Genomic DNA, 25719 nt, shown 5'->3' with positions numbered 1-25719 from the left:
TCCAACAACCAAGTTGAGCCGCCGCAGACAACCTCTAGAAGATCGGCTCCAATGATTTTATGGAGAGACGATCAATAGAAGGGTAGAGGAGACGACCATGCATAGAGTGACAGCATTCATGACTACTAACATATCGTTCTCTCCTCGCCATGAACCGAAACCGATTGCAGAAAAGCTTAGAGAGTAAAAAAGCGGGAGAACCTACCAAGGCTAGAGGCGACCATCCAACGGAAGTCACTGGATGACTACTAACATGATGATTACGGAAGTAGGTGATAGCATCTTGCCGTCCATCCCGAATAGTGGCAGATAACCGCTTCGGCAATGACATGGCTTCCATTTCACTCAACAGACGAACGGCTGCCCCAACTTCATGCTTGAGCCGATGACACTGTTCTTTCATCCAGAGTTTCTGAGCTTCCACACTGCGAGGATGAACGGCTTTAGCAACTTTATCGAGATACTGGGTCGCATGGTAGAAATCTAACACTTGAGTTTGGGTCAAAGGCTCTAAAAACGTCCAATTCTCCGCTGCGCCATCGGCTAATCCTTGATACTGAGCCGTCGGATACAGTCGCTTGACTTGTTCCACTTCACGCTGCATTCGAGCTAGAAAAGTCGCCCGTCCGGATTCGGGACTGGCGGCGACACAAGTAGTGTGTTGTCGTTCACCACCTGAGTCGTACAAACTAATCGTGCCGACCATCGCTTGTCGATACCCACCTTCACACAACAGCAAGCAGGTGCCATCCATGCCAATACTGACCGTTGAGATCGGGGTCACTGGGGAGTTTGGTAGTGCCAGTCTTACTATCGTTTAGCTTAATGATGCTGACATTGGACTCCGAGATCGTAACCGTAATGGTAGACCCGATCTTGCTTATGTAACTGGGACAGGGGCATTTGACCGCATTAGCTTAAGTAATGCAGGTGGAGGCAATGTAAATGTCAATGTTGATGCCTTCAACAACCAAATGCGGAGTAATCGTATTGATCAAACGGCATACTCAATTAATTTAAATACGGATACAGAAAGGGAAATTCTTGTCGATTCCAGCATCAACAGTGATGAAGTCGTTGTGGATGCTAGAGCTAGAACTGCGGCCGGAACTGCGGCAAACTTTCGACTTCGAGGTGGTACAGGAATAGACTCTACTACAGACGCTAGTGCCACCGAGTCGGATTTGCTGACTTTGCAGAGCAATGGCTTGATTGGAACTTATATACCAGGTACTAATGCAGGTTCTGGTATCGTCAACTATGCGGGAGGCGCACAAATCAACTTTAGTGAATTTGAAAATGTTGAAGCCGACAATATTCCTATTACCGTTAATCCACTAACGTTGAGTAGTTCCTCAATTCAGGAGGGCGACACTTTATTTCTCGATGGAGACTTCATCAACATTGATACCCGCGACACGCACGAAGTCCTGATCGATTGGGGTAATGGTTCAACGCCAACCTCCATTAACCTAGTGCTAGGGCAGCGGACATTTAACTATCGGCATCGGTATTTGGACGATAACCCTACAGGAACTCCTAGCGATAACTACACGATTACAGTGACTGTTACCGACCAAGATGGTGATTCGGGAACTATTCAGTCAGCGATCGCCGTTGCCAATGTAGCTCCCACTATTACTCGCTTGGCGCTTGATTCTACAAACATCAATGAGAACGATACAGTAACACTGACGGGAACATTCACCGATCCAGGATTGCAAGACACCCACACCGCTATCGTCAATTGGGGCGACGACACGACTTCAAGTCTACCCATCAACCAGAATCAATTGTCGCGTACATTCCAGATCACGCACCAATATCAGGACGATAACCCGACTGGAACCCCCTTTGATATTCTCCCAATTACTGTCACGCTGACTGATGATGACACTGGTTCCGCTCAAGCCAGCACTGCCATTCGAGGCAATAACGTCGCTCCAGTGATTACGAGCTTTACGAGCAACGCAAACTTTGCCGATCGCGCCCAAATCAACAAACCCGTCAACATCAACGCTACCTTTACCGATATTGGCACCCTAGATACGCATCGCGCCTTTGTAGACTGGGGAGACGGAACACCTACTCAGGAGGTGAGCATCCTACAGAGCAGGGGATACGGAACCGTTCAGGGCAGCCACATTTACGCGAAGGGTGGTGCCTTTAAAGTGAGATTGATCTTGAGCGATGACGATACAGGTGAGGATGAGTTCACCAGAGCAATTATTATCGGTACTGGCGGCGGTCCTGGTTGACAAATGACGATACTTTAAAGGCAGTAATTGGGAGGAGAGGGTCGCGTACTTTGCAGAGGCTCCGCCAACGCTTAAACTGTAAGCAGTTGCAGAACTAACGCCATGACTCAATCCAATGACTTGTCTCAAAGAGTTGATCGTACCGAAAGTCAGATTGTTGACCTCCAACTCACTGCCAACCTGATCCTTCAGGCGATCGGCAAAAACTCAGAAGACATTGCTGTCTTGATCGAAGTTAGTCGCCGCAACAGCGAAGGAATTGCAGCCCTACGGGATGGCACAGCAGCATTGCAGAGGTCTCAACTGCGAACCGAGGCTGGTTTGCAAGTGTTTCAACAACACACAGATGCAGCCATTGAGCGCATCGATGCAGCCATTGAGCGCATCGATGCGTCCATTGGGCGAATCGATGTGTCCATTGAGCGCCTCACAGCTAGTGATGGGCGGACAGAGCAGCTTCTTGAATATTTAATTCGCCGCGATCGAGGACAACTAGAGTAGAAGTGATCGCCCCTCTGAACTAAACCTGGGTCGGCATAGCCCGTACAACGCACATATCGCTCTTCTCAAATTATTTAGGGAGGAAAAGGGCGACCACATTTTGTTTGGGAGGAGCGTGGGCGATCGCTTCCCCAATCCCTTTAGTTAAGCGTTCGCATACAATAGACTTGACGCACTCCCACCTCTAAAGAGAGTGGGATTCAGCGATACTGGCAAACGATGCGAGGCGAACCCCGTCTGACACATTCTCTCGCTCTAGACAACGCCCTGCCTAGTTGGATGACTCCAAACAACCAGAATTGGTTTTCTTTCTTGAGGACTGACAGACAATGCGAACCCCGGCTTTTACCCCTAGCGATTCAAGTTTTCCAATTAAACTGCCAAGTCTACATTCTTGCGGTGCGTTTGAGCCTTTACCCATTCAACTTCTGAATGGAACCCGCCAAACCCAAGTGTGGTGAAGAACTTATAATTAGTGTACCGCATTGGTACACGGAATGACTGAAAAACAACTGCACGTTAGGATTTCCGAGCAAGAAATGAAGACACTGGAGCGATATGCTAAAAAAACGAAGCGAAGCAAAACAGACATTATTCGAGAGTTCATTAGGACTCTTGACTCTGTGGCGTGAGCGCCACGCGGGAACCCCTTCTACATCTCACGACTAAAGCCAGTGGGCTTTAAGGGTTCCCCAGCCCTCCCTTTTCTGTAAGAATTCGGGAGTTAATCATGCCGAAGCAAATCTTCTACGCCGAAGCTTGCGATAACTTTGAGCAAGTTTATGGCAAGGCACTCTCAGGGCAAGAGCCGATCGAGGGAGAAGGCAGAAAATTAGGCTCTTGCTCTCGCCCTGGTGGGAGAGGGGCTGGGGGTGAGGGATAAAGTCTCTCGCGACAATGAAACTACCCTGCCCTGAGGGGTAGGCATGGGGGATTGCCCCTACGGCCACCTCATCCGCGCATTCTGCAACGCCAAGTTTCTTCTATGTGGACACACATTGCCGAACACATCAGTCAGTCAACGGGGCGACGGTTTGAGAGTCTCGATCGTCGTTCTGTCAGTGGCGGCTGCATCAATCAAGGCTATCGTCTCACCAATGGCGCACAGACTTATTTTGTCAAACTCAATCAAGCCAGCCAAGTCGCCATGTTTGAAGCCGAAGCGCTAGGACTTGAGCAAATGCGCGAGGCTGAGACAATCTTGGTTCCTACTCCGATTTGCTGGGGAACTGTGGATGACTCCGCTTACATCGTTTTGGAGTGGTTAGATTTGGGGCGAGGAACCAGTCAAGCCTGGGAAGAAATGGGACGACAACTTGCGAGACTTCACCGGGTAAAAAAAGTGACTGCTTTCGGCTGGGAGCGAAATAACACGATCGGGGCGACTCCTCAAATCAATTCGTGGACATCAAACTGGAGTGACTTTTTTACCCAATATCGAATCGGTTATCAGCTTCAGTTAGCCAGACAAAAAGGGGGACATTTCCCCCAAGGCGATCGCTTACTCGCTGCAATTCCTAAATTTTTAGAACATACGCCTCAGCCTGCTCTCGTTCACGGTGATTTGTGGTCAGGCAATGCAGCCGTTACTCAATCAGATGAGCCTGTTATTTTTGACCCTGCGATGTATTGGGGCGATCGTGAAGTTGACCTGGCAATGACAGAATTGTTTGGGGGATTTCCGGCTGAGTTCTACCGAGGTTATAACCAGATTTTCCCGTTGGAAGCTGGCTATCAATCACGCAAAACTCTTTATAATCTCTATCACATTCTCAATCACTTCAACTTGTTTGGCGGCAGCTATGAATCGCAGTCAAACCGGATGATTCAGCAGCTTTTAAATTGAAAGAATTTTAGTTTTTGTTCAGCGATCGTAGAGACTCGTGATCCATATTTAGCGAAACATCTTGAGTCCTTCCGGCAATCTTGGTGTCAGCTTTTTCAATGTTGACGTGATCCATCTCAACAGACGGAGTTCCCTCCCTTCTGCCGCCGGGTGAGGGCATCCACCAAGCCAGAATGCTCGTGATGCCGCTCCAGTAAATAGCATTGCTGCCTTGATTTTCTGGTGTAACGGTGAGTTTGAATATACAAAACATGAGGACGATCGAGCTAAACGCAATCTGAACTCCAAATCTACAGGTGTCTTGGCTCTTCATAGAAGTTATAGAAGTCTTTTCTATTTCTATTGAAGCGCTGTGATTCGTGAAGTCTATTACCCACTAAGGGACTTTTATTTTGCTGCACCCGGCGGATTTGGCTGTGGTTTTGTAGGTTGTGAGAAGGCAAAGAAATGTCTTCCTTGCGCGTCTACTTTCTCCACGCCTCCCAACGCTAATATCTCTTGTTTAGCGCGGGCTTGAGTCTTGCGATCGCTCATCGCCTCTGCCTGTTGATAAACCGAACTCCACGCCTGAAATCGCACCAGCCGACTATCGGGATCAGTCTTTAAAAAGTTAGCAGTCTCTTGAAAAATAGCAGCAGCTTCGCCATATTCGGGCACGTCATTTGCCCACTTTGATGCCATTTCTAAAGAATGAATTGCACTAGGAGTGTCGCCTAGCAGCAGCAGTTGATCGAGAGCAGCATAGCGCCACACCGTAAAGGCTCTCGGATGATTTTGAGGCGAAAGTGCATCCGTGCCCCGCTTCAGATACTTCAGCGATCGCTTTGGCTCACCCAACTGATAAGACAATGTTCCTGACAAAAATAAATAGCTATCGACAAATCGAGGGTCGCGCCGAGTAATTAAATCAAAATATTGGGGACTTAATGAATAGCCCGTCTGTTTGCGAGCTTCGTCGTCACCGTAATATTGCAAAAAGTTGAGAAAAGCCCAGTCGGCAATCAGATTGTCGAAGCCAAATGTGGGCGATTTCTGCAACAGATCCAATCGTAAGGTTTCTTGCTGTTCGGCTTGCTGAGGGTTCTCGCTCCAGAGCGAACTTTTGTTGAGTTGGATGCGCTGCATCGTGATTACGCCTGCGATCGCAGCACCCGCGATCGCCAAATGCAAGAGCAACGATCGCCAACGGTATTGATTGCTACTGATCTCCATTACTGACAAACTCCCCGATTAAACTCTCTTTGAGCTAATATTTCACTCCTCAAAAAGGAGATGAATTAGATGTCAAAAAACTTAATAAAACTCGTCATTCAACTCTAGAATATTCCATATAGATTCAGTTAGATTGGCATGGAGCTTGCATTCAAAATTCAAACACCTGTCAGTGCATCACCCTCGCCTTCTCAGAGAGACACTTCACAAACTGTCATAGATTCATTGTGGCTCTCAGTGGAAGCATGTGTAATCTAAAGCTAAATTAGCTCCGTGATTGGTTTCGGAGGTTACTTCGCGATCGACGCGCTTCATTGCAGTCTATTGAAAACGTTACGATATTGGCAATTGCTTTGTGAGCCGTAAATTTACCTCCCCAAAGCCTGCCCACGATGCAGCCTTGCTGCGACCGCTATCCACTTCACTCCTAAAACAACTCGATGAATCGACCTACCAGGCGCTTCCCGCTTCTCCAAGTTGCCCTTTGCAGTGGCGTAGTGGCTGCTACGGCTACCTTGACTCTATTTGGCTCTGATCGCTCTGTGAAAGCAGCGTTGCAAGATAGCCCCAAAACTGTTGTTGACGAAGCGTGGCAAATCGTTAACCGCGAATATGTAGACGGCACCTTCAATAAGACGGATTGGCGGGCAGTTCGTCAAGGCTTACTAGCCAAAAACTACACCTCACGCACACAAGCCTACGATGCTCTGCGCGATGCCCTCAAGAAGCTAGATGACCCCTACACTCGCTTCATGGATCCCAAACAGTATGAGGCTCTCAGCAGCCAAACTTCTGGAGAGCTTTCGGGGGTCGGCATTCGATTAGAACTCAATGAAAAAACTAAAGTTTTGACCGTGGTTGAGCCGTTAGAAAACTCTCCGGCGATCAAAGCGGGCGTTAAGGCGGGCGATCGCATCACCGCGATTAACGGCAAACCAACCAAAGGCATGAGTGTTGAAGATGCCTCAAACCAGATTCGGGGCGAAGTTGGCTCAAAGGTGTCACTGAGAATTGGACGAGACGGCACCAGCGAATTTAATCTACCGCTGACGAGAGCCAGGATTGAGCTACAGGCTGTCCGCTCTAGCGTCAGGCAAGAAGGCAAGAACCGAATTGGCTACATTCGACTCAATGAGTTTAGCAGCCACGCTGCCGAACAGATGCAGCGCGCAATTCAAGACTTATCGGCTCAAAAGGTCAATGCTTATGTGTTAGATCTGCGAGGCAATCCGGGTGGTTTGCTGCAATCTAGCATTGAGATCAGCCGGATGTGGATGGACAAAGGCGCGATCGTTCGCACGGTCGATCGCAAGGGCGGCAAAGAAGAGTTTGTTTCTAACGGCAATGCTCTGACCAAGCTGCCTCTAGCGGTGATTGTTGATGGCAACTCAGCCAGCTCTAGCGAAATTCTGACCGGAGCGCTAAAAGACAACAAACGCGCCACCGTCATTGGTAGCCAGACCTTTGGCAAAGCATTGGTGCAGTCGGTTCACTCGCTGTCAGACGGTTCGGGGTTAGCGGTGACGATCGCTCACTACTACACACCTAACGGGACTGATATTAGTCACAAAGGCGTTACGCCAGACATCAAGATCGATTTGACTGATGCTCAACGTCAGTTTTTGGCAACCAATCCAAAATTGATTGGCACCAAGCAAGATCCTCAATATGCACGAGCGCTCGCGGTTCTTGAGCAAACGGCGTTCAATCCAACCAAGCCTTCACAGCAGAGTTTGGTGAATTCCGTAAAATAGATTGACTCGATTTTGATAAGTGGGGGCGTTTCTAAAGGTAACGTCCCCTATTTTTTGGAGCATTGCTGATGCTAGGCATGAATGGCGTGTTGTTTGAGAGCGATCGTGGGCGAGATCCCCTAGCTATTACCCACAAGGCTAAAAGCCTTTATAGCAAGGAATTTTGAGTAACTCCTTGTGCTCATCGATTCTTGGCTATTGAGAATAGTCTATGAGACTATCAGTATTCTAAAGGTGCAGTCACTATAGCTCTTTGTGTAGGAAAATGTATGGGTAATAGTTTAGGGCAAAGCCGGAGGTTGGTGACTTTTTGATTGTCATAGACAGTTTAGGACTAACAGTATAGTTAGTACAAACCCTAAGTTTTTCTATTGAAGTCATCTAGACTTCTGTGGATCCTTCTGTTCTAAAGAGAGAAATTCAATCCGTGGTACAGCAAAATGCGCGAAAGAATTTGGTGGAATCCGTTTAGCAAAATTATGAGATCGCATCCTGCCTTGATTGCGGGGTTGGTGTTAGCGATCGAGCTTCTGGGGCACGGGGCTGTCACTGCACAAACGCCACAACTTTCTCCTAGCCCAGTCCCCTCTGCAAAACCTGCGCCCTCTCCCTCGCCAGAACCCAGAGTGCTAATTGCGGAAGTGGCGGTGAGTGGAGCGGATGGCAAATTGCGAGACGAAGTTTACAAAGCCATTAAAACAAAACCAGGTGGGATTTCCACCAGATCGCAACTGCAACAAGACATTAATGCGGTGTTTGCAACGGGCTTTTTCTCGAATGTCAAAGCAACGCCAGAAGATACTCCGTTGGGTGTGCGCGTCACGTTTGAAGTGAAGCTTAATCCCGTTTTGCGATCGGTTTCTCTCAAAGGGGCAACGCTATTACCCAAGACGATCGTGGAGACTGTCTTTCAGCCGCAATACGGCAAAATCACGAATCTTCGTGAGCTTCAGGCAGGCATTCAGAAAGTTAACAAATGGTATACCGACAACGGTTATGTCTTAGCGCAAGTGGTTGACACTCCCCAAGTGGCTCAAGATGGAACCGTAACCCTGACTGTGGCTGAAGGTGTGATTGAAGCGATCCAGGTGCGCTATGTGGATAAAGACGGCAATGATCGCGATGCCAAAGGCAATCCGATTCGGGGGAAGACACCTGCTTCTGTGATTCTTCAACAAGTCCGCTCGAAGCCAGGAGATGTGTTTGATCGATCGCGCTTTGGAAAAGACCTCCCGCGCATTTCTAACGTGGGCTTTGACGATGTTAAACTCTCACTCGCACCTGGGCAAGACCCACGTAAGGTGATCGTCGTGGTAAACGTCACCAACAATGATGATGTGGAGCAAGCGATTAATTTAGGTAGTCGCGTGGAAGCAGAAAATACTGACGAGGCACGACGACGGGCACTGACTCACTACCAAACGGCGTTGAAACTTGCTCAAGCGCGCCAAGATTTGCTGACAGAAGCCTTTACAGTTAACCGAATTGCTAAAGTTTATTATGACTTGGAAGAGTATTCACAAACGCTTGATTTTTTTAATCGATCGCTTGTCCTCTCTAAACGTTTAACCCTACCCGTTCTAGAAGCCACGACATTAACTAATATCGCTAATGTTTACTACAATTTAGAAGAATTTCAACAGGCGTTTGATTTTTATAATCAATCAATTTCCATTTGGCAAGTTGCCGAAAAATCTTCCGATCAAGATATTGATATAACAGCTACATTTGCAGCCGGAATCTCTTCCACAAAAGGTAAATTTATAGAACTCTATTTCAGTCCTAATCGACTGTTTGAAAAAAATGAAAATGAGTCAAATGCAATAGGTGCCAGATCTATTGGTAAAGCTGTTGCACTTTTTAGAATAGGTGATCTTTATCAATTATTAGGAGACTACCCACAAGCTTTGTACGCTTTTAACGAATCCCGAAAGCTTCTCCAGAATACTCAGATTCAGGCAAAAAAGGAAAGCGAAAAGCTAGTCCTGGAAATGCTGGAAGTCTTTAATCTTACTTCAGTTTCAGGTGTATATGCAGATTTAGACGACCGTTATCAGGCAGACACTTATATCGATCTTTCCCAAAAAAGAATTGCCTCTTTGATACCAAAATTTTTGAAGGATTCTGAGCAATTTAGTACTATCTTTATCTCTTTGTTTTCTGCCTTGCCCGAATCTGCTGTCAGGCTTGATAGCGATCAGCAAACGGGCTTTTCCAAGCAGCGAAGAGACTTCTTCAATCAATTTACCTCGCTTCTAAAAGGCACATCTGGACAACCAATCTCAGCATCTATTATTAATATATTTGGCGATAGTTATATTGACTTAGGACAACCTCAAGAAGCCCTCAAAATTTATGAGCAAGCCTTACAAATTGGACAAAGCTCAAAGGATGATTCATCCAAAACTCTGACCTTGGCGAGTACTTACAAATCGATCGGCAAAGCACAGTCGAACTTAGGAAACTATCGATCTGCGCTCGATACCTATAATCAAAGCCTGAAGCTGCTGCAAACATTAAACAATTCGTTGGAGAGCAAGTTTGAGAAGGCTGAAACCCTCAATCTTAAGGGTAAGAGCTATCTCCAGTTGAGGCAGTTTTCGCAAGCCAGGAAAATGTACAACCAAGCCTTAACCCTGGCACAGCAGATCAAGAATGCTTCTCAAGTTACTGAAGCATGGTTAGGGCTTGCTGGAGTAAACCGGGCAGAAGGCAATTTGGCGCAAGCACAGACTGAAATTGAAGCTGCCCTTACGCTTCTCGAAGACTACCCCCTGAAGCCAGGTGGCTCAAATCTAAATCTGAAATTTAGCGTTTCTAGATCGGGACAGTCCAATACCTGGATCGATCGATCTGCTACTCCCAGCGTTCCAAAACCCAGCGAGTTCAAATTCTATAAAGCGCTAACTTCTTATTTCGCCTCGAAGCGCAATTACTACGAGTTTTATATAAATTTGCTGATGCAGCGATATCGGCAGACGGGAAACAAACAATATGAAGCCCTTGCCCTGCAAGCTAGTGAACGATCTCACGCTCGGAGCTTGTCGGCAATGTTGGGCAGGAGCGATCGCACCGCCGATCCCCGCTATCAGCAACTCACCCAACCTCCCCAGTTAAAGGAGATTCAGCAGCAAATCTTAGACAATGACACAATGCTGCTGGAATACTCTTTGGGCGAAGAGCGCAGCTATTTGTGGGCAGTGACCAAAACCGAGATTTCTAGTTATGAATTGCCCAAACGCAGCGTGATTGAGGCTGTTGCCAAAGACTTTTATGACTATCTGACCGTTCCCAGCTTACGCCTAAAACCCTCCAAAACGGCTAATGCAGGACTGGCACTCAGCCGATTGGTGCTCGCTCCCATTGCCGAAAAATTGGGCAAAAAGCGCCTGGTGATCGTCGGAGATGGATTGCTCCAGTACATCCCCTTCAGCGCTTTACCCAGTTCTACTGGGGCATTAGATCCTTTGCTGACTAATCACGAAATTGTTAGTTTGCCGTCTGCTTCGACACTGACTTTAATTCGTCGCGATCGCGCCAATCGTCCTGTCCCCAAGAAAACCCTAGCAGTTCTGGCAGACCCAGTGTTTGACCGCAGCGACGATCGTTTCTCTGCCAAGCTCAAAGAAACCCTTCAATCTCTGGATCTAGAGCAGATCTATCCTCGCTTACCGGGAACTCGTACCCAGGTTGAAGAAGTGTTTGCTTTTGTACCGCCCAACCAGCGGTTAGAGAGATTTGGGTTTGCAGCCGATCGCCAAACCGTTCTTAATCCAGAACTGAGCCAATATCGCATTCTGCACTTTGCCACCCACGGCATCTTAGACAGCCAGCGACCCGAACGATCGGGCATGATCCTATCGGTGTTCAACGATCGTGGCGAACCGCAACGCAGTCTACTCTCGCCATCCGATGTCTTTAATCTCAAGCTGTCAGCAGATTTAGTGGTGTTGAGCGGCTGTCGCACAGGGCTAGGAACGGGAACCAAAACAGAAGTCAAAGGGGAAGGGTTGATCGGACTCACCGGCAGTTTTCTTTATGCTGGAGCCGAACAAGTCGTTGCTAGTCTGTGGAGTGTGGATGATGTCGCCACCAATGAATTGATGAAACGCTTCTACAACGGCATCTTCACTCAAAAGCTGACCCCTGCCGCTGCCCTGCGGGATGCTCAACGCAGCCTCTCGCAAGACCCGCAATGGCAAGCGCCCTATTACTGGGCAGGCTTCATTTTGCAGGGCGATTGGCAGAGTCCCTAACGGGAGCTAGTTTGCAGCAGGGAGAAAGCGGCTCCGGGGCGATCGTTTCCAATTCTACAGATTGCAGCAGCGTATCCCAATTAGCAGTCACCGCTAAATCAGTCGGGCGTTGACGACGCAGTTCCGCCAGGGTAGTCAGGGTGTCGTACCACAATCCGTGATCGGCGTAGAGAGAAAGCCGTTGCTCTGGCGTTGTCGCTTGCTTTAGTTGAGTCGTTAATGTGGCATCGGGCTGTACACGCTGAATCCAGCCGTTGATGGTGATATCGCCCGATCTGTTACCACGATCACAAATCACCGACAAAACCCAACGGTAAGATTGCCCCACTTGCAGCGCTGGTACGGTCTTCGGCAAAGATAAACTGATAACTCCAGGTTTAGCAATGTCGGTTGTGAGAAACGTGCGCGTGTAAACATCGTTTTCCTGTTCGTCGATCAGCACAAACTCGATCGGGCGTTGCAGTCGAGCCGAGTAAGGCACATAAAACCAGAAGGTGGGATGGTCTGAGAGCGTCGCTCCCATTGGTTGGTCAGGTGGAGTCGGGCTAGCAGGAACTAAGGCAGTCAGCGGAATGGCTGAAAGCGGAGTGGGACAAATCCCGTGGGTTGCTCCACCTTTGCGACGACCAGAAGGCGCACCCCGATTAGATGTTTTAGGCGGAAAGAAAATCCATCGCAGTCGATCAATCAAACTTTGCGCCACCCAGCTTTCTCTGGCAGGCTGTGCCTCTGTACCCAATGGCAACCCCACGCAGGCTACCGCCACTACAAAGGCAAGAACGAAAGGCTGGAGGCGGCGTTGAGGTCGAGGCATAGTGAAAATTTAGACAAGACTGAAATTAAGATGGCTTACCCGGATTAGTGGAATAGATGACCACTCTCACACCAGTTGTAGCAAAAGCTAGGGCAAACCCTGAAGGAACTAGCGGCAACCATCCACCCCGCATTAACAAAATCACACAAATGAAGCAAAGACCCACGATCGCGCCTCCCACGAATACTAGAAGCGTCAAGAACGATCGAATGCGCCAAGCTAATAATCCACCAACCGTTGCCCACGCCCAAATCCACAGCAGTTCTGCCCATTGAGGCAATGTCCAAATTAAGGGTCTTTCCCTCTTGATGACGCTAAGGATTTGACTCACCATTTGGGCTTGCACCGTGACACCAGGAATCTGCTCTTGATAAGGTGTATTCCAGCTATCGCCCTTGTCTGGATCGGTCACACCAATGAGGACAATACGATTTTGGAGTCGATCGACGGTCAAGGGGTCTCCAGCTAGAAAATTCTTTAGGGTAATGCGTTCTGCAATATTGCGGGGCGAGCCTTTGGGACTGCGGTAGTTGAGCAAAATTTGATGTCCGCCTGCATCAATGCCTTGATAGCCGCCCGTGTAGCCCTGCAAGGGTTTGAAGACGGTGCCTTTGAGGGAGTATCCTTCTGGCGTAGGTTCTGGCTTGGCGTGGAGATAGTGAGCAGCAAGCTGAAGGCTAAAGGCAAACTGGGCAAAACAAGGCGGTTCTCGTTGCTCTAGGCTCATTTCCAGCAGTTGACGGCGTACGATCGTGCCTTCATCAGCAACAAAATCACTAAATCCTACTCGGCCTGGAGTCCGGTTGCTGGGCACTTCTGGCGGTGGTTTAATGCCGCTACTGCCACTTCCCGAATCAGGCACTTTGCAGACGGTAATCACACGATCGTCTCTTCGCAGCCGTTCCCCCAGGGTTCTCTTAAATGGTTTGGTGACTTCAAAATTGCGGTAGATGTCGAGTCCGATCGTTTTTGGCTGATAAGCATCGAGTTTTTGTAACAGGTCGTTTAAGGTTCTGTCTGACAAGGAGGCTGAACCGCGTCGTTCATTAGGGTCTTGGTCATTAATAGCTGCCTGGTCTACTTCAATAATCAGAAGTCGATCGTCTGCCTCGTCGCTGCTTAACCGCGATCGCATCAGTTGGTCAAACATAGCTAGTTCTACTGACTGCATACCTCCTAGAAACCGGATACCGCAGATCGCAACCGTTACCAAGCCACCAATCCGCAGTGCTGTGTGCAGATTATGATCGCGCCAGAACCTGAATGGATGAAATTTGAACGGGTTTGGCGAGGGTGGAGCAATTTCTTCGGGGGGAGGTTGCAGTAAGTCCGACGATCGCGCTGCCCAAACTTTTTCTAATGCTGTAATGGAGATCGCAAGTCCTTCCTGCCCTTTGTCGTCCTTGCGATGAATCACCACCCCCGTGACTTCTCCAGTTTTTTCTTGTACCACAGGCGACCCACTACATCCCGGCTCTAGCCTTTCTCCTTGAGTCACTTCCAAATTCCAGGCAGACAGCAGTTCTGTACCATCTGCTAACAACACCCGATCTACGTCTCGTTGCTTCAGCTTGACCCGATTTTGCAGCAGTTGATGCGTCCCCGCAGAAGAGTGAAACCCAGCCGTAATAAATATTTCTCCTACACTAGTGGTCATTCTTAGCTTAAGCAGTGGCTTGTCAAATAACCCCTGAACTGCTAGCACCGCCAAATCTGTACTTCTCTCCTTGCCCAACACCACTAGTTCGACAGACAGTTCCCCGACTTTTAGTGCCGCTTTCCCACCCACTGCATTCACCACATGGGCACACGTCAACACATAGGTGTACTGGTCGTCACGATCTATGACAAACCCCGTACCAAAGTTGCTGTCCTTGGGCTTGTTACTCTCAATCAGTACGATGGACTTCAGGAGATTTTCGCTCACCGAAGTCACTGCCTTGGCTCCTTCGGCTTCAGAGTTAGTTTCACCATCAGATTAGCGCCCGCCTTGGATTTAGTAATGTAAAGATTACCTTCTCCTTCAAAGCTCAAACCGATTTGCACTTCCGCTTGTTCAATATTCATTTCTTGATTAATTTCCTGCCAGGCATCTGCGATCGGACGACAGACGTGGATCAAGATTGGGCGAATGTGATCGAACGATTCGCTCACCTTATCGGCAAAGCCACCAGAAATGGGACGAGCCTGATCAGGCGGAACTTCCACTTCCACTAAAGTGCCGTCTTCCAGTTGGATCAATTTAGTTTCTAGCATATTTTCTCCCCGAATAACCTGGTCACCAACCTCCGGCTTTGCCTTGACTACTACCCACAAGGCTAAAAGCTTTACTGAAAAGTACTTTTGAATAACTCCCTATTCTCATTAATTCTTGATTATTGAGAATAGGCTACGAGACTATTAGTGTTCTAAGGGTTCAGTAGACCTCTTGCAAAAGTCCATTTCTTGAACGAATTCCTAACAGTTTCAGCCTCACATTCTGCTACTTATGCAAGAAGTCTAGTCATTATAGTCTCTTTGTATAAGAAAAGATGTGAGTAATAGTCAGGCGAGACCTGGGAGGTTTTCAAAACCTCTCAGGTCTAATCCTCTCGACGGGACTAAAACGTTACTTTGTATAGCTGAAATAATTCACCGGGTAATGTTTTGATGATTTTTCCCCCCTCGGATTTGATGGCTTTTTCCCATGCAGGTAGTGGATCTAAAATCGCTTCTGCCCCCATATAAGTTTCTAAAATCGCCCAGTTTTCGGCTAACGGCGATTCGGGGTTTAGCACATCAAAGACAAAGACTCCTCCTGGTTTGAGAACGCGCTTAACCTCGGAGAGAACAGTTAGCCAGTAATCGATCGTGTAGTAGCAGCTAAAACCTGTGGCGATCGCCAGGTCAAACTGATTGGCTTCATGGTGCAACTCATGGGCAGCGCCTAAACTCACGCCTTTAAATAACTTAGAGTTGAGCTGTGGGGCACGAGCATTCAGCAAATCTCTTGCGACAGTGCTGATTTCTTGCCCGTAAAACAGTGCCCCCCAATCGCGCCAAGGATAAATCAAAAAGCTGACTCCACAGCCAATATCTAAACAGCGCTGATTTTTTTGCGGTTGGGCAAGTTGCCAAAAAGGAGAGGTCAACTTTGCTTGCAAAATGCCAGAAGTGCGCTCCCGAAAGATCGGCATGGCTTGCACTTCTTCCGGGAGGTCAAATGGCTCTCCTCGATATTCTTGGTTAAAACGCTGGGCAACGGCAGTCATTTGAGACTGCCAATCTAAGGGTTGATTCAAAAGCTTATCCCTTCAGTGCTTTGGTGAAATTTTGGCGATAGGATTTGCTGACCAACAAGACGGGCCACAGCAACGCGAGATAAAACCGTCCTTGACTAAAATTTGTCCGCCGAAAGCCTGTCCAAAACTTCCAAACTCCACCTGCGTAAATAACTAACGCTAAAAAGCCAAGTATCCCCATTTCAATGACCCCCAATCGACGATAAAACAAAGAGAATAGAACTACTAGCGATTCTAGCAAGCCCTGATCAACTACTAGGGGTCAGCGTGTGTCTAAAACGCTGAGATTGGGCGATCGTCCGCAATATTTCTTGAAGATTGCAGTCTTGATGACTCAAAATTCTGAAACAAAACGATTTGCTAACAATTGTTAGGTTGAATGGCACAAAAATTGCAGGCACTGTCAAATAAAGTTAAGCAACCTCATTGACCAAACTTAAACGATCCAGCGTTGTTGAGTTACACCAGAGTTACGCGCAAACCAGCAAGGAGACCGTATGCGAGCAGTGCTAATGGCAGGTGGATCAGGAACGCGACTGCGCCCCCTCACCTGCGATCTGCCTAAACCGATGGTGCCGATTCTCAATCGCCCGATCGCCGAACACATCATTAATTTACTCAAACGCCACCACATTCGAGAAGTGATCGCTACGCTGCACTACTTGCCCGATGTCATGCGCGATTATTTTCAAGACGGCAGTGAGTTTGGGGTGCAGATGACTTATGCCGTTGAGGAAGATCAACCGCTCGGCACGGCTGGCTGTGTCAAAAATATTGTCGAGTTACTAGATGGCACATTTCTGGTGATTAGCGGCGACAGCATCACAGATTTTGATCTGACTGCCGCCATTCAGTTTCACAAGCGCAAACAGTCTAAGGCGACGTTAATTTTGACGAGAGTGCCGAACCCGATCGAGTTTGGGGTCGTGATCACTGACGAAAATTATCGAATTCGCCGCTTTTTAGAGAAGCCTTCGAGCAGCGAAATCTTTTCAGATACGGTCAACACGGGCATCTATATTCTGGAGCCAGAAGTTTTAGAATATTTGCCCTTTGACGAAGAAGCCGATTTTTCAAGAGATCTCTTTCCCTTGTTGCTAGAGAAGGATGAGCCGATGTATGGCTACATTGCCGATGGCTATTGGTGCGACGTGGGGAATCTAGATGCCTACCGTGAAGCCCAATATGACGGGCTTTTGCGAAAAGTAAAGCTTACCTTTCCTTACACAGAGCGATCGCCGGGGCTGTGGGTCGGCGAAAACACTTATATCGATCCCTCGGCTCACATTGAGACTCCCACGATTATTGGAGATAACTGCCGCATTGGTGCCAGAGTGCAAATTGAAGGCGGCACCTCGATCGGCGATAACGTCACAGTCGGAGCCGATGCCGACCTCAAGCGTCCGATCGTCTGGAATGGGGTGATGATTGGTGAAGAAGTCCATTTACGGGCTTGTGTGATTGCGCGAGGCGCGAGGGTCGATCGCCGGGGACACGTCTTAGAAGGGGCGGTAGTCGGGCCGTTATCGAGCATTGGCGAAGAGGCACAAGTCAGCCCAAATGTGCGGGTGTGGCCGAGCAAAAGCGTCGAGGCGGGTGCAACGCTCAACACCAATCTGATCTGGGGCTATACGGCTCACCGCAACCTATTTGGACAGCGCGGCGTTTCTGGACTCGCCAACGTCGATATTATTCCAGAGTTTGCCGTCAAGCTGGGCGCGGCTTATGGCTCGACTCTCAAATCGGGTTCTCATGTCACGGTGTCGCGTGATCAGCGTCCGATCGCGCGCATGGTGTCACGATCGCTGATTGCGGGGCTGATGTCGGTCGGTGTGAATGTGCAAAATTTAGAAGCGACCTCGATTCCGGTGGCGCGATCAGTGATGCCAACCATGAACGTTGCGGGTGGCATTCATGTACGCGTACACCCAGAGCGATCGGATCACATTTTGATTGAATTTTTCGATCGCAAAGGCATCAACATTTCCAAAGGAATCGAAAAGAAAATTGAAGGAGCCTTTTTTAAAGAAGACTTTAGACGAGCGCAAGTTCATGAGATTGGCAATGTGGTGATCGTCAATCACGCCATTGATCTCTACAGTCGCGGGTTTGAAAAACACCTGAATCTGCAAGCCGTCCATCACAGCAGTTCTAAAGTGGTGATTGACTATGCCTACGCAGTTTCGGGGGCTGTCTTGCCTCAACTGTTGGCAAAGTTTGGCTGCGATGCCGTTGTGCTGAATGCGAGTCTGACGCAGACGGCCCCGACGATCGCCGATCGCGAAGGCTTGCTCAATCAGTTGGGTCATGTGGTCGAAGCGCTGAAAGCAACGTTTGGCGTTCAGGTGTCTGCAAACGGCGAACAACTCGTTTTAGTAGACGAAACAGGCAGCCCAATTCGGGGCGAGACGCTGACAGCGTTGATGGTCGATATGATTTTGACCTCAAACCCCAGAGGTACGATCGTCGTTCCCGTTCACGCTTCTAGCGCCGTCGAACTGATTGCCCGTCGTCACGATGGCAAAGTGATTCGCACTAAGGCAAACCCAACTGCATTAATGGAAGCTTGCCATACTAATCCCAGCACGGTGTTGGGCGGCAGTGGCGAGATGGGCTTTATCTTTCCGCAACTGCACCCCGGATTTGATGCGATGTTTTGCATTGCCAAACTGATTGAGATGTTGACCCTGCAAGAAAGAACGCTGGCGCAGATTCGGGCAGACTGTCCTCGGATTTCCCACAAAACTTACTCAGTCCGCTGCCCCTGGACAGTCAAGGGAGCCTTGATGCGTCACTTAGTCGAAAGCCACGCGGTCGAGACATTAGAGCTAATCGACGGGGTGAAAATCTTTAACCATTCGCACGATAGCTGGGTGTTGATTTTGCCCGACGCTGGCGAACCGCTGGTACATATTTACGCAAACAGTCACGATCGGGGCTGGGTCGATGAGACGCTGCGAGAATATCGCCTGCGAGTGCAAGAGTTTGTTTATCAAGAGCAAGGAGTCGAAGAAATCAAAATGGAGAGGGTGTATTAACGATAGTCTGTCGGGACACTCGGTATAGCAATCCCAAATCGGTTGTAAAAATGTTATAGGGTGCGTTGCGCTTTGCGACAATATTCTTATAACTTATTGGTTTAATCATTCGCTAACCTAGATTTGAAAATGTCATAATTCAAATCTAAAAAATTCAGCGTTAGAGATCAATATTTGTATTGGAGAGAAAAATATGACATTCCTAGAACCATCCCATTCTCCTCACAATGTTGGACAGTGTGAACATCCAGAAGTGATCACCATCCGACCTCAGACAGAAACATGGACACACCAGCGCTTACCCTACTTTGTTGGCATTTCTAAGTCCACAGTTGGGGCTACAGGCATTTCGATGAATTTAGTTGTGATCCCACCGGGTGGAACGGCTGAACCCCATTCTCACCGGGATTATGAAACAGCTATTTACATCCTCAAGGGACGTGTGGAAACACGCTACGGTGCAGGACTAAAGCAGTCTATGATTAATGAAGCGGGAGACTTCATTTTTATTCCCCCCAATGTGCCCCATCAGCCCACCAATCTCAGCCTAACAGAAGCAGCGCAGGCGATCGTGGCTCGTAATGACCCCAATGATCAAGAAAATGTTGTGCTTTATGACTTAAGTGAGTCGTCCTGACACTCAAGTCAAGCTCTAAGACAACAACTCTTTTGATAGGGACTTTACCCAGGTGGATAATCTCCTCAGTCGCTTTTGAAGAAGTGCTGGGTTGATCAGCCAACGGTTAAAATTAAGAAGTGGCGGTGAGGACTAATTCGCTGGAAGGACTAGCTCACTCACAGCAGACAATCGACTCAAGAAGGACGAACGACCCATGAATAACTGCATCTTAATGGCGGAGATCATCCAAGAGCCTCAACTCCGCTTTACGCCTGACAACCAAACGCCGATCGCTGAGATGCGCGTTCAGTTTGCGGGGCTGCGTCCCGAAGAGCCTCCGGTGACGCTGAAGGTTGTAGGGTGGGGCAACCTGGCACAAGACATTCAGGCAAACTATCATGTCGGCGATCGCGTCATTCTGGATGGGCGCTTAACGATGAACACTGTCGAGCGTCCTGAAGGCTTTAAAGAGAAAACAGCAGAAATGACGGTGCAGAAGATCTATGCCTTAAATGGGGCAGAGATTACTTCGTCGGCGATCGCGTCTTCTGCGGGAACGGTTGCTCAACCTGCGGCTGTGGCAACGACTCAAACGGCAAAACCTGCTGCAACTCCTAAGGCAAAAACGGTAACCAAAGCTCCGGCGGCACCTGCCCCGATCGATCAGCCTGAACTAGATGATATTCCGTTTTAGGATGGTTTTCCGAAGTTGTTATACCCATTTCAAAAACAATTGCAGATTGAACGACCATAGGGGCATGGCATACCGTGCCCTCATGCAGATCTTCCCCATTCATAAACCAATTCTACGAAATTAAAGTTCTCTCAATGCGACGATCGGGAATCAGCCACATGATCGCGACCAAAACATATAGCGCACAGGCAAACCACGAGTTGATAAACGCAAGCGGAATCGCCACCGCGTAGGGCACCATCGACACTTTTCCTTTAGAGTCTCTGCCAATTGCGATCGCTAAAGCAGAACCTTTGCTGTGGTAGGCAATCAGGACTTTGGTGAGGATAAAGTAAGCGATCGCAGCACACAAAAGCACTACGCCGTAAAGGGCAACAGGCAAAGTGGCGAAATGGTTCTCACCCATCCAGCCAGTGACGAAGGGAATGAGCGACAACCAGAACAACAGATGTAGGTTAGCCCAAAGAATTCGACCATTAACGTGTTCAACCGCTTGTAACAAGTGGTGGTGGTTGTTCCAATAGATGCCGACATAAATAAAACTCAACACATAGCTCAGAAGTATCGGTATTAGAGGACGCAGCGCCGCTAAGTCACTTCCATGAGGAACCTTGACTTCTAGCACCATGATCGTGATGATAATGGCGATTACACCGTCGCTGAATGCTTCTAATCTTCCTTTCCCCATCTGTGCAGAGGCTCATTTTTGCGCTACTTCACCACTTAAAGATATGCGTACCGTCCTATTCGTAAGGCTTCTTGAACCGATTCTGCTACGCTGAAATGAACAGTATCTGACAGTCAGCAGGAATGCGATCGACAACCACATTTCTCGTCTGCTGAATCGCTAGAGTTAATCAAATCAGAAGTTTCAGGAGTCAAGAACCTAAAACCTAAAACTTCTGATCACTAGTCCAACTTGGGGCTGTGCTTGTGCCACTCGGTGGCTTGCTCATAGGCAGAGGCAACCTGAAAAATTTGGTCTTCTCGCAGCACATTGCCGATGATTTGCAGTCCGATCGGCATTCCTTGAGCATCAAATCCACACGGCACACTCATGCCCGGAAGCCCTGCTAAGTTGACCGGAATCGTCATCAAGTCTGTCAGATACATACTCAGTGGGTCAGCCGTTTTTTCGCCCATCTTAAACGCTGTCGTTGGCGCAGTCGGAGACACTAACACATCCACCTGCGAGAAAGCTTGCTCAAAGTCTTGTTTGATCAGCGTTCTCACTTTTTGAGCTTGCAGATAATAAGCATCGTAATAGCCTGCCGAAAGCGCGTAAGTGCCAATCATGATCCGGCGTTTGACTTCTGCGCCAAAGCCTTCAGAACGAGTCCGCAGATACATATCCATCAAGTTTTCTGCGTCTTCAGCGCGGGCACCATATCTCACGCCATCGTAACGAGCTAGATTTGCCGAGGCTTCTGAAGGCGCAATGATATAGTAAGCTGCAATGCCATAGCGGAATCGAGGACAGGAGATTTCTTGAATCTCGGCTCCTAGATCTTTGAGTTGCGCGATCGCCCCTTGAATGGTTTTCTCAACCTCTGGATCTAACCCATCGCCAAAGGTTTCGCGAATCACACCGACTTTTTTGCCTTTGATATCAGGCGTGAGAAACTGCGTATAGTCAGGCACTTCGACCTTGAGACTCGTGGCATCTTTGGGATCGTATCCAGCGATCGCGTTCAGCAAAATCGCAGTGTCTTCGACCGATCGACCCAACGGGCCAATTTGATCCAGCGAGGATGCAAACGCGACTAATCCATAGCGAGACACCAAACCATAGGTTGGCTTCATGCCCACGATGCCGCAAAACGAGGCAGGTTGACGAATTGAGCCGCCCGTATCAGAGCCGAGAGAAACGACACACTGATCAGCCGCAACCGCCGCAGCCGATCCGCCCGACGAGCCACCCGGCACTCGCGCCACATCCCAGGGGTTTGCGGTGAGTTGATAGGCAGAGGTTTCAGTGGAGCCGCCCATCGCAAACTCATCCATGTTGGTTTTGCCGACCATTACGGTGCCTGCGTCGGCTAGTTTTTGCGTCACCGTCGATTCATAAGGCGGCACAAAGTTTTGCAGAATTCGCGACGCGCAAGTGGTGGAAATGCCCTTTGTACACAGGTTATCTTTGATGCCGATCGGAATTCCTGCCAGCAGCCCAATCTCTTCTCCGGCGGCAATTTTGGCATCCACTTGCTGGGCTTGCTCTAGGGCGCGATCGGGCGTGACGTGCAAAAAACTGTGAATCTTCGGCTCGATACTTTTAATCCGGTTCAGGGCTTCTTGGGCGATTTCAACTGCCGATCGTTCTTTATTGATGAGTTGTTGATGCAACTCGCGGATGGATGCCATGCAATGTCCTCTCTGATTCAGCGTCCAACTTTCCAGTATAGAAGGGAGTGGAAAGTTGGGACAGTCTTAATCCTCACGCTCGTTAGAATAAAGCTGTTGGTTCTGAAGGATCACTAGGAGGTAAATTGATGTCTGTACAACTCGACACTGACATGGGAAAAGTTTTAACGACTCTAGTGATCATCAATCGGGCTGACCAAATTCGAGCCGAAGATGGAACGATATTACCCGAACAGGTGCGATCGCTCACCCTCAAAAATGTTTTAGTAGACACGGGTGCAACGACGCTGTGCCTACCCAAAGACGTGATCGAGCAACTTGGACTAAAGCTTCTCAAGGAAGTGGATGTTTCAACCGCGATGGGCATCGGCAAAGCCAGAGTTTTTAGAGATGCCACGATTTCTTTACACGATCGAGAAGGCACGTTTGAGTGTTTAGAGTTGCCAGGAGGTCGAAATCCGCTGCTGGGTGTGATTCCACTAGAGGCGTTAGGAATCGAGCTTGACTTGCAAAATCAAACATTGAAAGTGTTGCCCATCAGCTCAACCGAGACGTATTTGACGATTTATGGGCATTCGATTTTGGAGTAGCTTCAGACTTTGTGCAGCAGTCAAGCAGTAAAAGCTAGAATCTTCTGATGAAAGGTTTGGTGAATGGGAAAGAGAACGTGAAAGAATTTAAGACGCGATCGATGATCAAACAAGCATCAAAACTAGCCGGACTGTTGCTGTTAAGCTGGACGCTCTTTAGCTGTTCTGCCCCAGTGAAGGCAGACACTAACATTAGTCCGCAGTTAGAACAACAAGTGTTAGAAATCATTCGCAAGCACCCAGAAGTCGTGTTGGAATCGGTGCGAGATTATCAAAAACAACAGCAAGGTCAGCAGCAAAAAGCGCAACAAGCGTTTGTCCAAGACCTGAAAACCAATCCGAAAGCGGTGATTGGTCAGTCTCCAACAACGGGCGCAAAAACGGCAAAAGTTGTATTAGTTGAGTTTTCGGATTTTCAGTGCCCTTATTGCAGCGCAGCCCACGCAACGCTGAAGCAATTCATGGCAAAGCACCAAAATGATGTGACCCTGGTTTATAAGAATTTTCCGTTGACTTCGATCCATTCTGAAGCGCTTCCGGCAGCAAAAGCAGCGTGGGCAGCCGGACAGCAAGGCAAATTTTGGGAGTATCACGACGCACTTTTTACGCAGCAAAAGCAATTAAGTGATGCTTTTTATCAAGAAACTGCCAAAGCTCTAGGCTTAGATGTGCAGAAGTTTAATCAAGACCGTGATAGCAAAGCAGCAGAGGCAGCGATCGCGCAAGATGTGCAAATGGCTGAAAAGCTAGGCGTTGACGGCACTCCTTTCTTTGTGATGAATGGCAACGTTTTCTCTGGCTCAGTCGAGTTGAGTGATCTCGAAGCCACCCTTGCAAAAGTCAAAGGCTAAAACAAGTCATGAATTCGGGTTGCATAGAGACGTTCCGGTGGAGCGTCTTTACTGTTTGAAGTTAGATTAACGTCAGTTCGACGAGGTTTTTCGCTTCGTTGTAGCGGCTTTTGCCCCCTAAATCCCCCACTTTGGGGGACTTCAAGCCAAAATCTCCGGTTCAAAGTTCCCCAGAATGGGGGATTTAGGGGGCTTCCCAAATTCATCACCGAAGCGAACTACTGCTGTCGAACTGACGTTAGATCAATAAAAATTGGGCTGTGAGCGAGATGAAACGTTTTTGGATGATAGTCATTGCTTTGGGAATGGGGTGCGATCGTGGCGCTGCGATCGCCCAAAACAAAATTTATACGCCCATTCCGCTGACTCCGGGCAATGAAATTAGCGACAAACTCTCAGAAAATGATATTCCCACGGGTCAAGGAAACTTTGCCCGCGACTATTCAGTGCCGCTACAGTCGGGGGATCAGGTTTCGATCGACCTTTCGTCAGACAATTTCGACACGATCGTTACATTGATGACTGCCAAAGGTGAAACCGTTGCCGAAAATGATGACGGCCCGGATGGCACGACCAATTCTTTGCTGTTTACTCGCATCACCAAACCCGGAAACTATGTGGTGAGAGTTAAAGCCTTTGGGGAAACTCCGGGTGGCCCCTTTAAGCTCAAGCTGACCAAACTCAAGCCGACGAACTGAAGTCTGAACGTTTAAACAACGGCTGGGTTTGATTTTTATCGATACAACAATCGCTCAAAACTGAAACACAGTGAACGATCGCTCTATAAACAGAAATCAAACCCAGCAAAAAGGTTTTGAGTCAACGCTCAAAACGCTGTTGATTTATCGCTTGTCCCGCGAAGGAACTTTGCTCATATAGTCAATGCTCGACGCTGCAATCCGTTGAGCATAATTGACCTTGGGCGCGATCGCCGCTGCCAACTCCCGAAACTTACCCGGATCGCCTTCACGAAGATTGCGCTCTTGATATTTCTTGGTGTAGAACTTGTCTACCGTGAAGCGCCAATCATTTTTGATCGTGCCTGCGGTTTCTTGGAAGTCTTCGCCATAGCGAGGAGTCACCAGGTTAAAGGGGCGAGCCTCCATCCGCTTGCGCTGGTAAGGGACTGTGTAATCACCAAACGCCTCAGTGTATTCGTCGCTGTCGAGCAACGCATCGACAAAACCGTCAAAGCCCAGAGTGGCAATTTTGATCGACCAGGCAATCTCTTCATCTTGGTTATAAGAATCGCGACCGAGCAAGCGCTTGAGGCAAACTTGCACGAGGCGATAGTTATTGTTCACAGAAACGACTGTGCTGTAGAAACGCTCAGATTTTGCCAACTCGCGAATAAAATCGCGCACGGTAATCGCCCGATTTTTGACGCGAGACTCAGAAGCGATTTGACGGTTAAACTTTAGCGTCTCGTGTTCGCTAAACACCTGCCGATAGGCTGCCCAGATCAACTCCCCTAAATCGTTGGCATCGCTCATATCTTCGATGCGATAGATATAAGGAGTGTCTTCGTTTTGGTCGGCAAGCCCAAAGCTCTTGACTCGGTGGTTTTGGGTGCTTGGTCTATAGTCCAATAATGGCAGTGCCATTTTAGAATCTCCCTCGTGTTGATGAACAAATCAAATCAGT

At 48.5% G+C, this 25719-nt stretch carries 23 protein-coding genes and 1 pseudogene; 13 read left to right on the top strand and 11 right to left on the bottom strand.

Annotation, left to right across the window (positions count from 1 at the left end; translation table 11 throughout):
- Positions 1-253: 253 nt before the first annotated feature.
- Positions 254-807: pseudogene (locus tag C7B65_RS04235) on the bottom strand (ISKra4 family transposase); the annotation flags it as partial.
- 167 nt (positions 808-974) lie between these two features.
- Here C7B65_RS04235 and C7B65_RS04230 point away from each other — a divergent pair.
- From C7B65_RS04230 to C7B65_RS04215, 5 genes are all read left to right on the top strand, one after another.
- Positions 975-2258, top strand: a complete 1284-nt coding sequence (locus C7B65_RS04230; RefSeq protein WP_106253923.1) for a PKD domain-containing protein — start codon at positions 975-977, stop codon at positions 2256-2258.
- Positions 2259-2360: 102 nt separating this feature from the next.
- Complete coding sequence (locus tag C7B65_RS04225; RefSeq protein WP_106253922.1) at positions 2361-2759, top strand: hypothetical protein; 399 nt, start codon at positions 2361-2363, stop codon at positions 2757-2759.
- Between the two features lie 497 nt (positions 2760-3256).
- On the top strand, positions 3257-3391 hold the full coding sequence (locus C7B65_RS29175; protein WP_106253921.1) for a ribbon-helix-helix protein, CopG family: 135 nt from the start codon (positions 3257-3259) through the stop codon (positions 3389-3391).
- A 98-nt stretch (positions 3392-3489) separates the two neighbouring features.
- Positions 3490-3642, top strand: coding sequence for a hypothetical protein (locus C7B65_RS27630; RefSeq protein WP_181314331.1), 153 nt, complete (start codon positions 3490-3492; stop codon positions 3640-3642).
- Positions 3643-3744: 102 nt separating this feature from the next.
- Positions 3745-4605, top strand: coding sequence for a fructosamine kinase family protein (locus C7B65_RS04215; RefSeq protein ID WP_106253920.1), 861 nt, complete (start codon positions 3745-3747; stop codon positions 4603-4605).
- 7 nt (positions 4606-4612) lie between these two features.
- On the opposite strand, the gene C7B65_RS04210 is transcribed toward C7B65_RS04215, so the two are convergent.
- Positions 4613-4918: a hypothetical protein gene (locus tag C7B65_RS04210; RefSeq protein WP_106253919.1), complete on the bottom strand. Its 306-nt coding sequence runs from the start codon at positions 4916-4918 to the stop codon at positions 4613-4615.
- A gap of 74 nt (positions 4919-4992) precedes the next feature.
- Positions 4993-5817, bottom strand: coding sequence for a hypothetical protein (locus C7B65_RS04205; protein WP_181314330.1), 825 nt, complete (start codon positions 5815-5817; stop codon positions 4993-4995).
- A gap of 440 nt (positions 5818-6257) precedes the next feature.
- Here C7B65_RS04205 and ctpB point away from each other — a divergent pair, with 440 nt between their 5' ends.
- Together ctpB and C7B65_RS04195 are read left to right on the top strand one after the other, a co-directional pair.
- Positions 6258-7571, top strand: a complete 1314-nt coding sequence (ctpB, locus tag C7B65_RS04200) for a carboxyl-terminal processing protease CtpB (RefSeq protein ID WP_106253918.1) — start codon at positions 6258-6260, stop codon at positions 7569-7571.
- A 440-nt stretch (positions 7572-8011) separates the two neighbouring features.
- Positions 8012-11827: a CHAT domain-containing protein gene (locus C7B65_RS04195; RefSeq protein ID WP_106253917.1), complete on the top strand. Its 3816-nt coding sequence runs from the start codon at positions 8012-8014 to the stop codon at positions 11825-11827.
- Here C7B65_RS04195 and C7B65_RS04190 read toward each other — a convergent pair.
- The 5 genes from C7B65_RS04190 to C7B65_RS27625 form a co-directional block, all read right to left on the bottom strand.
- Positions 11796-12641 carry a DUF928 domain-containing protein gene (locus C7B65_RS04190; protein WP_106253916.1) on the bottom strand — a complete coding sequence of 282 codons (846 nt, stop codon included), beginning with the start codon at positions 12639-12641 and terminating at the stop codon, positions 11796-11798. The genes C7B65_RS04195 and C7B65_RS04190 overlap by 32 nt on opposite strands.
- A 25-nt stretch (positions 12642-12666) precedes the next feature.
- Entirely contained in the window at positions 12667-14568 is a 1902-nt protein-coding gene (locus C7B65_RS04185; protein ID WP_181314329.1) for a CHASE2 domain-containing protein, read from the bottom strand.
- A 5-nt stretch (positions 14569-14573) separates the two neighbouring features.
- Positions 14574-14897, bottom strand: coding sequence for a CU044_2847 family protein (locus tag C7B65_RS04180; RefSeq protein WP_106253914.1), 324 nt, complete (start codon positions 14895-14897; stop codon positions 14574-14576).
- 344 nt (positions 14898-15241) lie between these two features.
- Entirely contained in the window at positions 15242-15922 is a 681-nt protein-coding gene (locus C7B65_RS04175) for a class I SAM-dependent methyltransferase (protein WP_342352999.1), read from the bottom strand.
- 4 nt (positions 15923-15926) lie between these two features.
- A complete protein-coding gene (locus C7B65_RS27625) occupies positions 15927-16103 on the bottom strand; it encodes a hypothetical protein (protein ID WP_181314328.1) in 177 nt (58 codons plus the stop codon).
- Positions 16104-16419: 316 nt separating this feature from the next.
- Between C7B65_RS27625 and C7B65_RS04165 the strand changes: the two genes are divergently transcribed.
- From C7B65_RS04165 to C7B65_RS04155, 3 genes are all read left to right on the top strand, one after another.
- The gene (locus C7B65_RS04165; RefSeq protein WP_106253912.1) at positions 16420-18960 is read left to right on the top strand and encodes a mannose-1-phosphate guanyltransferase; all 2541 of its coding nucleotides are present in this window, start codon (positions 16420-16422) and stop codon (positions 18958-18960) included.
- Between the two features lie 193 nt (positions 18961-19153).
- Positions 19154-19597, top strand: coding sequence for a cupin domain-containing protein (locus tag C7B65_RS04160; RefSeq protein WP_106253911.1), 444 nt, complete (start codon positions 19154-19156; stop codon positions 19595-19597).
- Between the two features lie 196 nt (positions 19598-19793).
- Complete coding sequence (locus C7B65_RS04155) at positions 19794-20273, top strand: single-stranded DNA-binding protein (protein WP_106253910.1); 480 nt, start codon at positions 19794-19796, stop codon at positions 20271-20273.
- Positions 20274-20385: 112 nt separating this feature from the next.
- On the opposite strand, the gene C7B65_RS04150 is transcribed toward C7B65_RS04155, so the two are convergent.
- Entirely contained in the window at positions 20386-20961 is a 576-nt protein-coding gene (locus tag C7B65_RS04150) for a TMEM175 family protein (RefSeq protein ID WP_106253909.1), read from the bottom strand.
- 221 nt (positions 20962-21182) lie between these two features.
- Positions 21183-22634, bottom strand: coding sequence for an Asp-tRNA(Asn)/Glu-tRNA(Gln) amidotransferase subunit GatA (gene gatA, locus C7B65_RS04145; RefSeq protein WP_106253908.1), 1452 nt, complete (start codon positions 22632-22634; stop codon positions 21183-21185).
- A 128-nt stretch (positions 22635-22762) separates the two neighbouring features.
- Between gatA and C7B65_RS04140 the strand changes: the two genes are divergently transcribed.
- The 3 genes from C7B65_RS04140 to C7B65_RS04130 all read left to right on the top strand — a co-directional run bounded on the left by C7B65_RS04140 (position 22763) and on the right by C7B65_RS04130 (position 24773).
- Entirely contained in the window at positions 22763-23224 is a 462-nt protein-coding gene (locus C7B65_RS04140) for a retroviral-like aspartic protease family protein (RefSeq protein WP_106253907.1), read from the top strand.
- Between the two features lie 77 nt (positions 23225-23301).
- Complete coding sequence (locus C7B65_RS04135; RefSeq protein ID WP_244913157.1) at positions 23302-24075, top strand: DsbA family protein; 774 nt, start codon at positions 23302-23304, stop codon at positions 24073-24075.
- A 284-nt stretch (positions 24076-24359) separates the two neighbouring features.
- The gene (locus tag C7B65_RS04130; protein WP_223257492.1) at positions 24360-24773 is read left to right on the top strand and encodes a PPC domain-containing protein; all 414 of its coding nucleotides are present in this window, start codon (positions 24360-24362) and stop codon (positions 24771-24773) included.
- Positions 24774-24917: 144 nt separating this feature from the next.
- Here C7B65_RS04130 and C7B65_RS04125 read toward each other — a convergent pair whose 3' ends face one another.
- Entirely contained in the window at positions 24918-25679 is a 762-nt protein-coding gene (locus C7B65_RS04125; protein ID WP_073074864.1) for a phycobilisome rod-core linker protein CpcG4, read from the bottom strand.
- Positions 25680-25719 lie beyond the last annotated feature (40 nt).

This window comes from Phormidesmis priestleyi ULC007 (assembly GCF_003003695.1).
Classification (GTDB): domain Bacteria; phylum Cyanobacteriota; class Cyanobacteriia; order Leptolyngbyales; family Leptolyngbyaceae; genus Phormidesmis_A; species Phormidesmis_A priestleyi_A.
The sequence above is the reverse complement of the archived record's forward strand: the minus strand, read 5'-3'. Positions and strand labels throughout refer to the sequence as shown.

What these genes read in the sequence shown, in the direction of transcription:
- C7B65_RS04230 (WP_106253923.1), top strand. Translation starts at nt 975, where the DNA reads ATGCGGAGTAATCGTATTGATCAAACGGCATACTCAATTAATTTAAAT.
- C7B65_RS04225 (WP_106253922.1), top strand. Translation starts at nt 2,361, where the DNA reads ATGACTCAATCCAATGACTTGTCTCAAAGAGTTGATCGTACCGAAAGT.
- C7B65_RS29175 (WP_106253921.1), top strand. Translation starts at nt 3,257, where the DNA reads ATGACTGAAAAACAACTGCACGTTAGGATTTCCGAGCAAGAAATGAAG.
- C7B65_RS27630 (WP_181314331.1), top strand. Translation starts at nt 3,490, where the DNA reads ATGCCGAAGCAAATCTTCTACGCCGAAGCTTGCGATAACTTTGAGCAA.
- C7B65_RS04215 (WP_106253920.1), top strand. Translation starts at nt 3,745, where the DNA reads ATGTGGACACACATTGCCGAACACATCAGTCAGTCAACGGGGCGACGG.
- C7B65_RS04210 (WP_106253919.1), bottom strand. Translation starts at nt 4,918, where the DNA reads ATGAAGAGCCAAGACACCTGTAGATTTGGAGTTCAGATTGCGTTTAGC.
- C7B65_RS04205 (WP_181314330.1), bottom strand. Translation starts at nt 5,817, where the DNA reads ATGGAGATCAGTAGCAATCAATACCGTTGGCGATCGTTGCTCTTGCAT.
- ctpB (WP_106253918.1), top strand. Translation starts at nt 6,258, where the DNA reads ATGAATCGACCTACCAGGCGCTTCCCGCTTCTCCAAGTTGCCCTTTGC.
- C7B65_RS04195 (WP_106253917.1), top strand. Translation starts at nt 8,012, where the DNA reads ATGCGCGAAAGAATTTGGTGGAATCCGTTTAGCAAAATTATGAGATCG.
- C7B65_RS04190 (WP_106253916.1), bottom strand. Translation starts at nt 12,641, where the DNA reads ATGCCTCGACCTCAACGCCGCCTCCAGCCTTTCGTTCTTGCCTTTGTA.
- C7B65_RS04180 (WP_106253914.1), bottom strand. Translation starts at nt 14,897, where the DNA reads ATGCTAGAAACTAAATTGATCCAACTGGAAGACGGCACTTTAGTGGAA.
- C7B65_RS27625 (WP_181314328.1), bottom strand. Translation starts at nt 16,103, where the DNA reads ATGGGGATACTTGGCTTTTTAGCGTTAGTTATTTACGCAGGTGGAGTT.
- C7B65_RS04165 (WP_106253912.1), top strand. Translation starts at nt 16,420, where the DNA reads ATGCGAGCAGTGCTAATGGCAGGTGGATCAGGAACGCGACTGCGCCCC.
- C7B65_RS04160 (WP_106253911.1), top strand. Translation starts at nt 19,154, where the DNA reads ATGACATTCCTAGAACCATCCCATTCTCCTCACAATGTTGGACAGTGT.
- C7B65_RS04155 (WP_106253910.1), top strand. Translation starts at nt 19,794, where the DNA reads ATGAATAACTGCATCTTAATGGCGGAGATCATCCAAGAGCCTCAACTC.
- C7B65_RS04150 (WP_106253909.1), bottom strand. Translation starts at nt 20,961, where the DNA reads ATGGGGAAAGGAAGATTAGAAGCATTCAGCGACGGTGTAATCGCCATT.
- gatA (WP_106253908.1), bottom strand. Translation starts at nt 22,634, where the DNA reads ATGGCATCCATCCGCGAGTTGCATCAACAACTCATCAATAAAGAACGA.
- C7B65_RS04140 (WP_106253907.1), top strand. Translation starts at nt 22,763, where the DNA reads ATGTCTGTACAACTCGACACTGACATGGGAAAAGTTTTAACGACTCTA.
- C7B65_RS04130 (WP_223257492.1), top strand. Translation starts at nt 24,360, where the DNA reads ATGATAGTCATTGCTTTGGGAATGGGGTGCGATCGTGGCGCTGCGATC.
- C7B65_RS04125 (WP_073074864.1), bottom strand. Translation starts at nt 25,679, where the DNA reads ATGGCACTGCCATTATTGGACTATAGACCAAGCACCCAAAACCACCGA.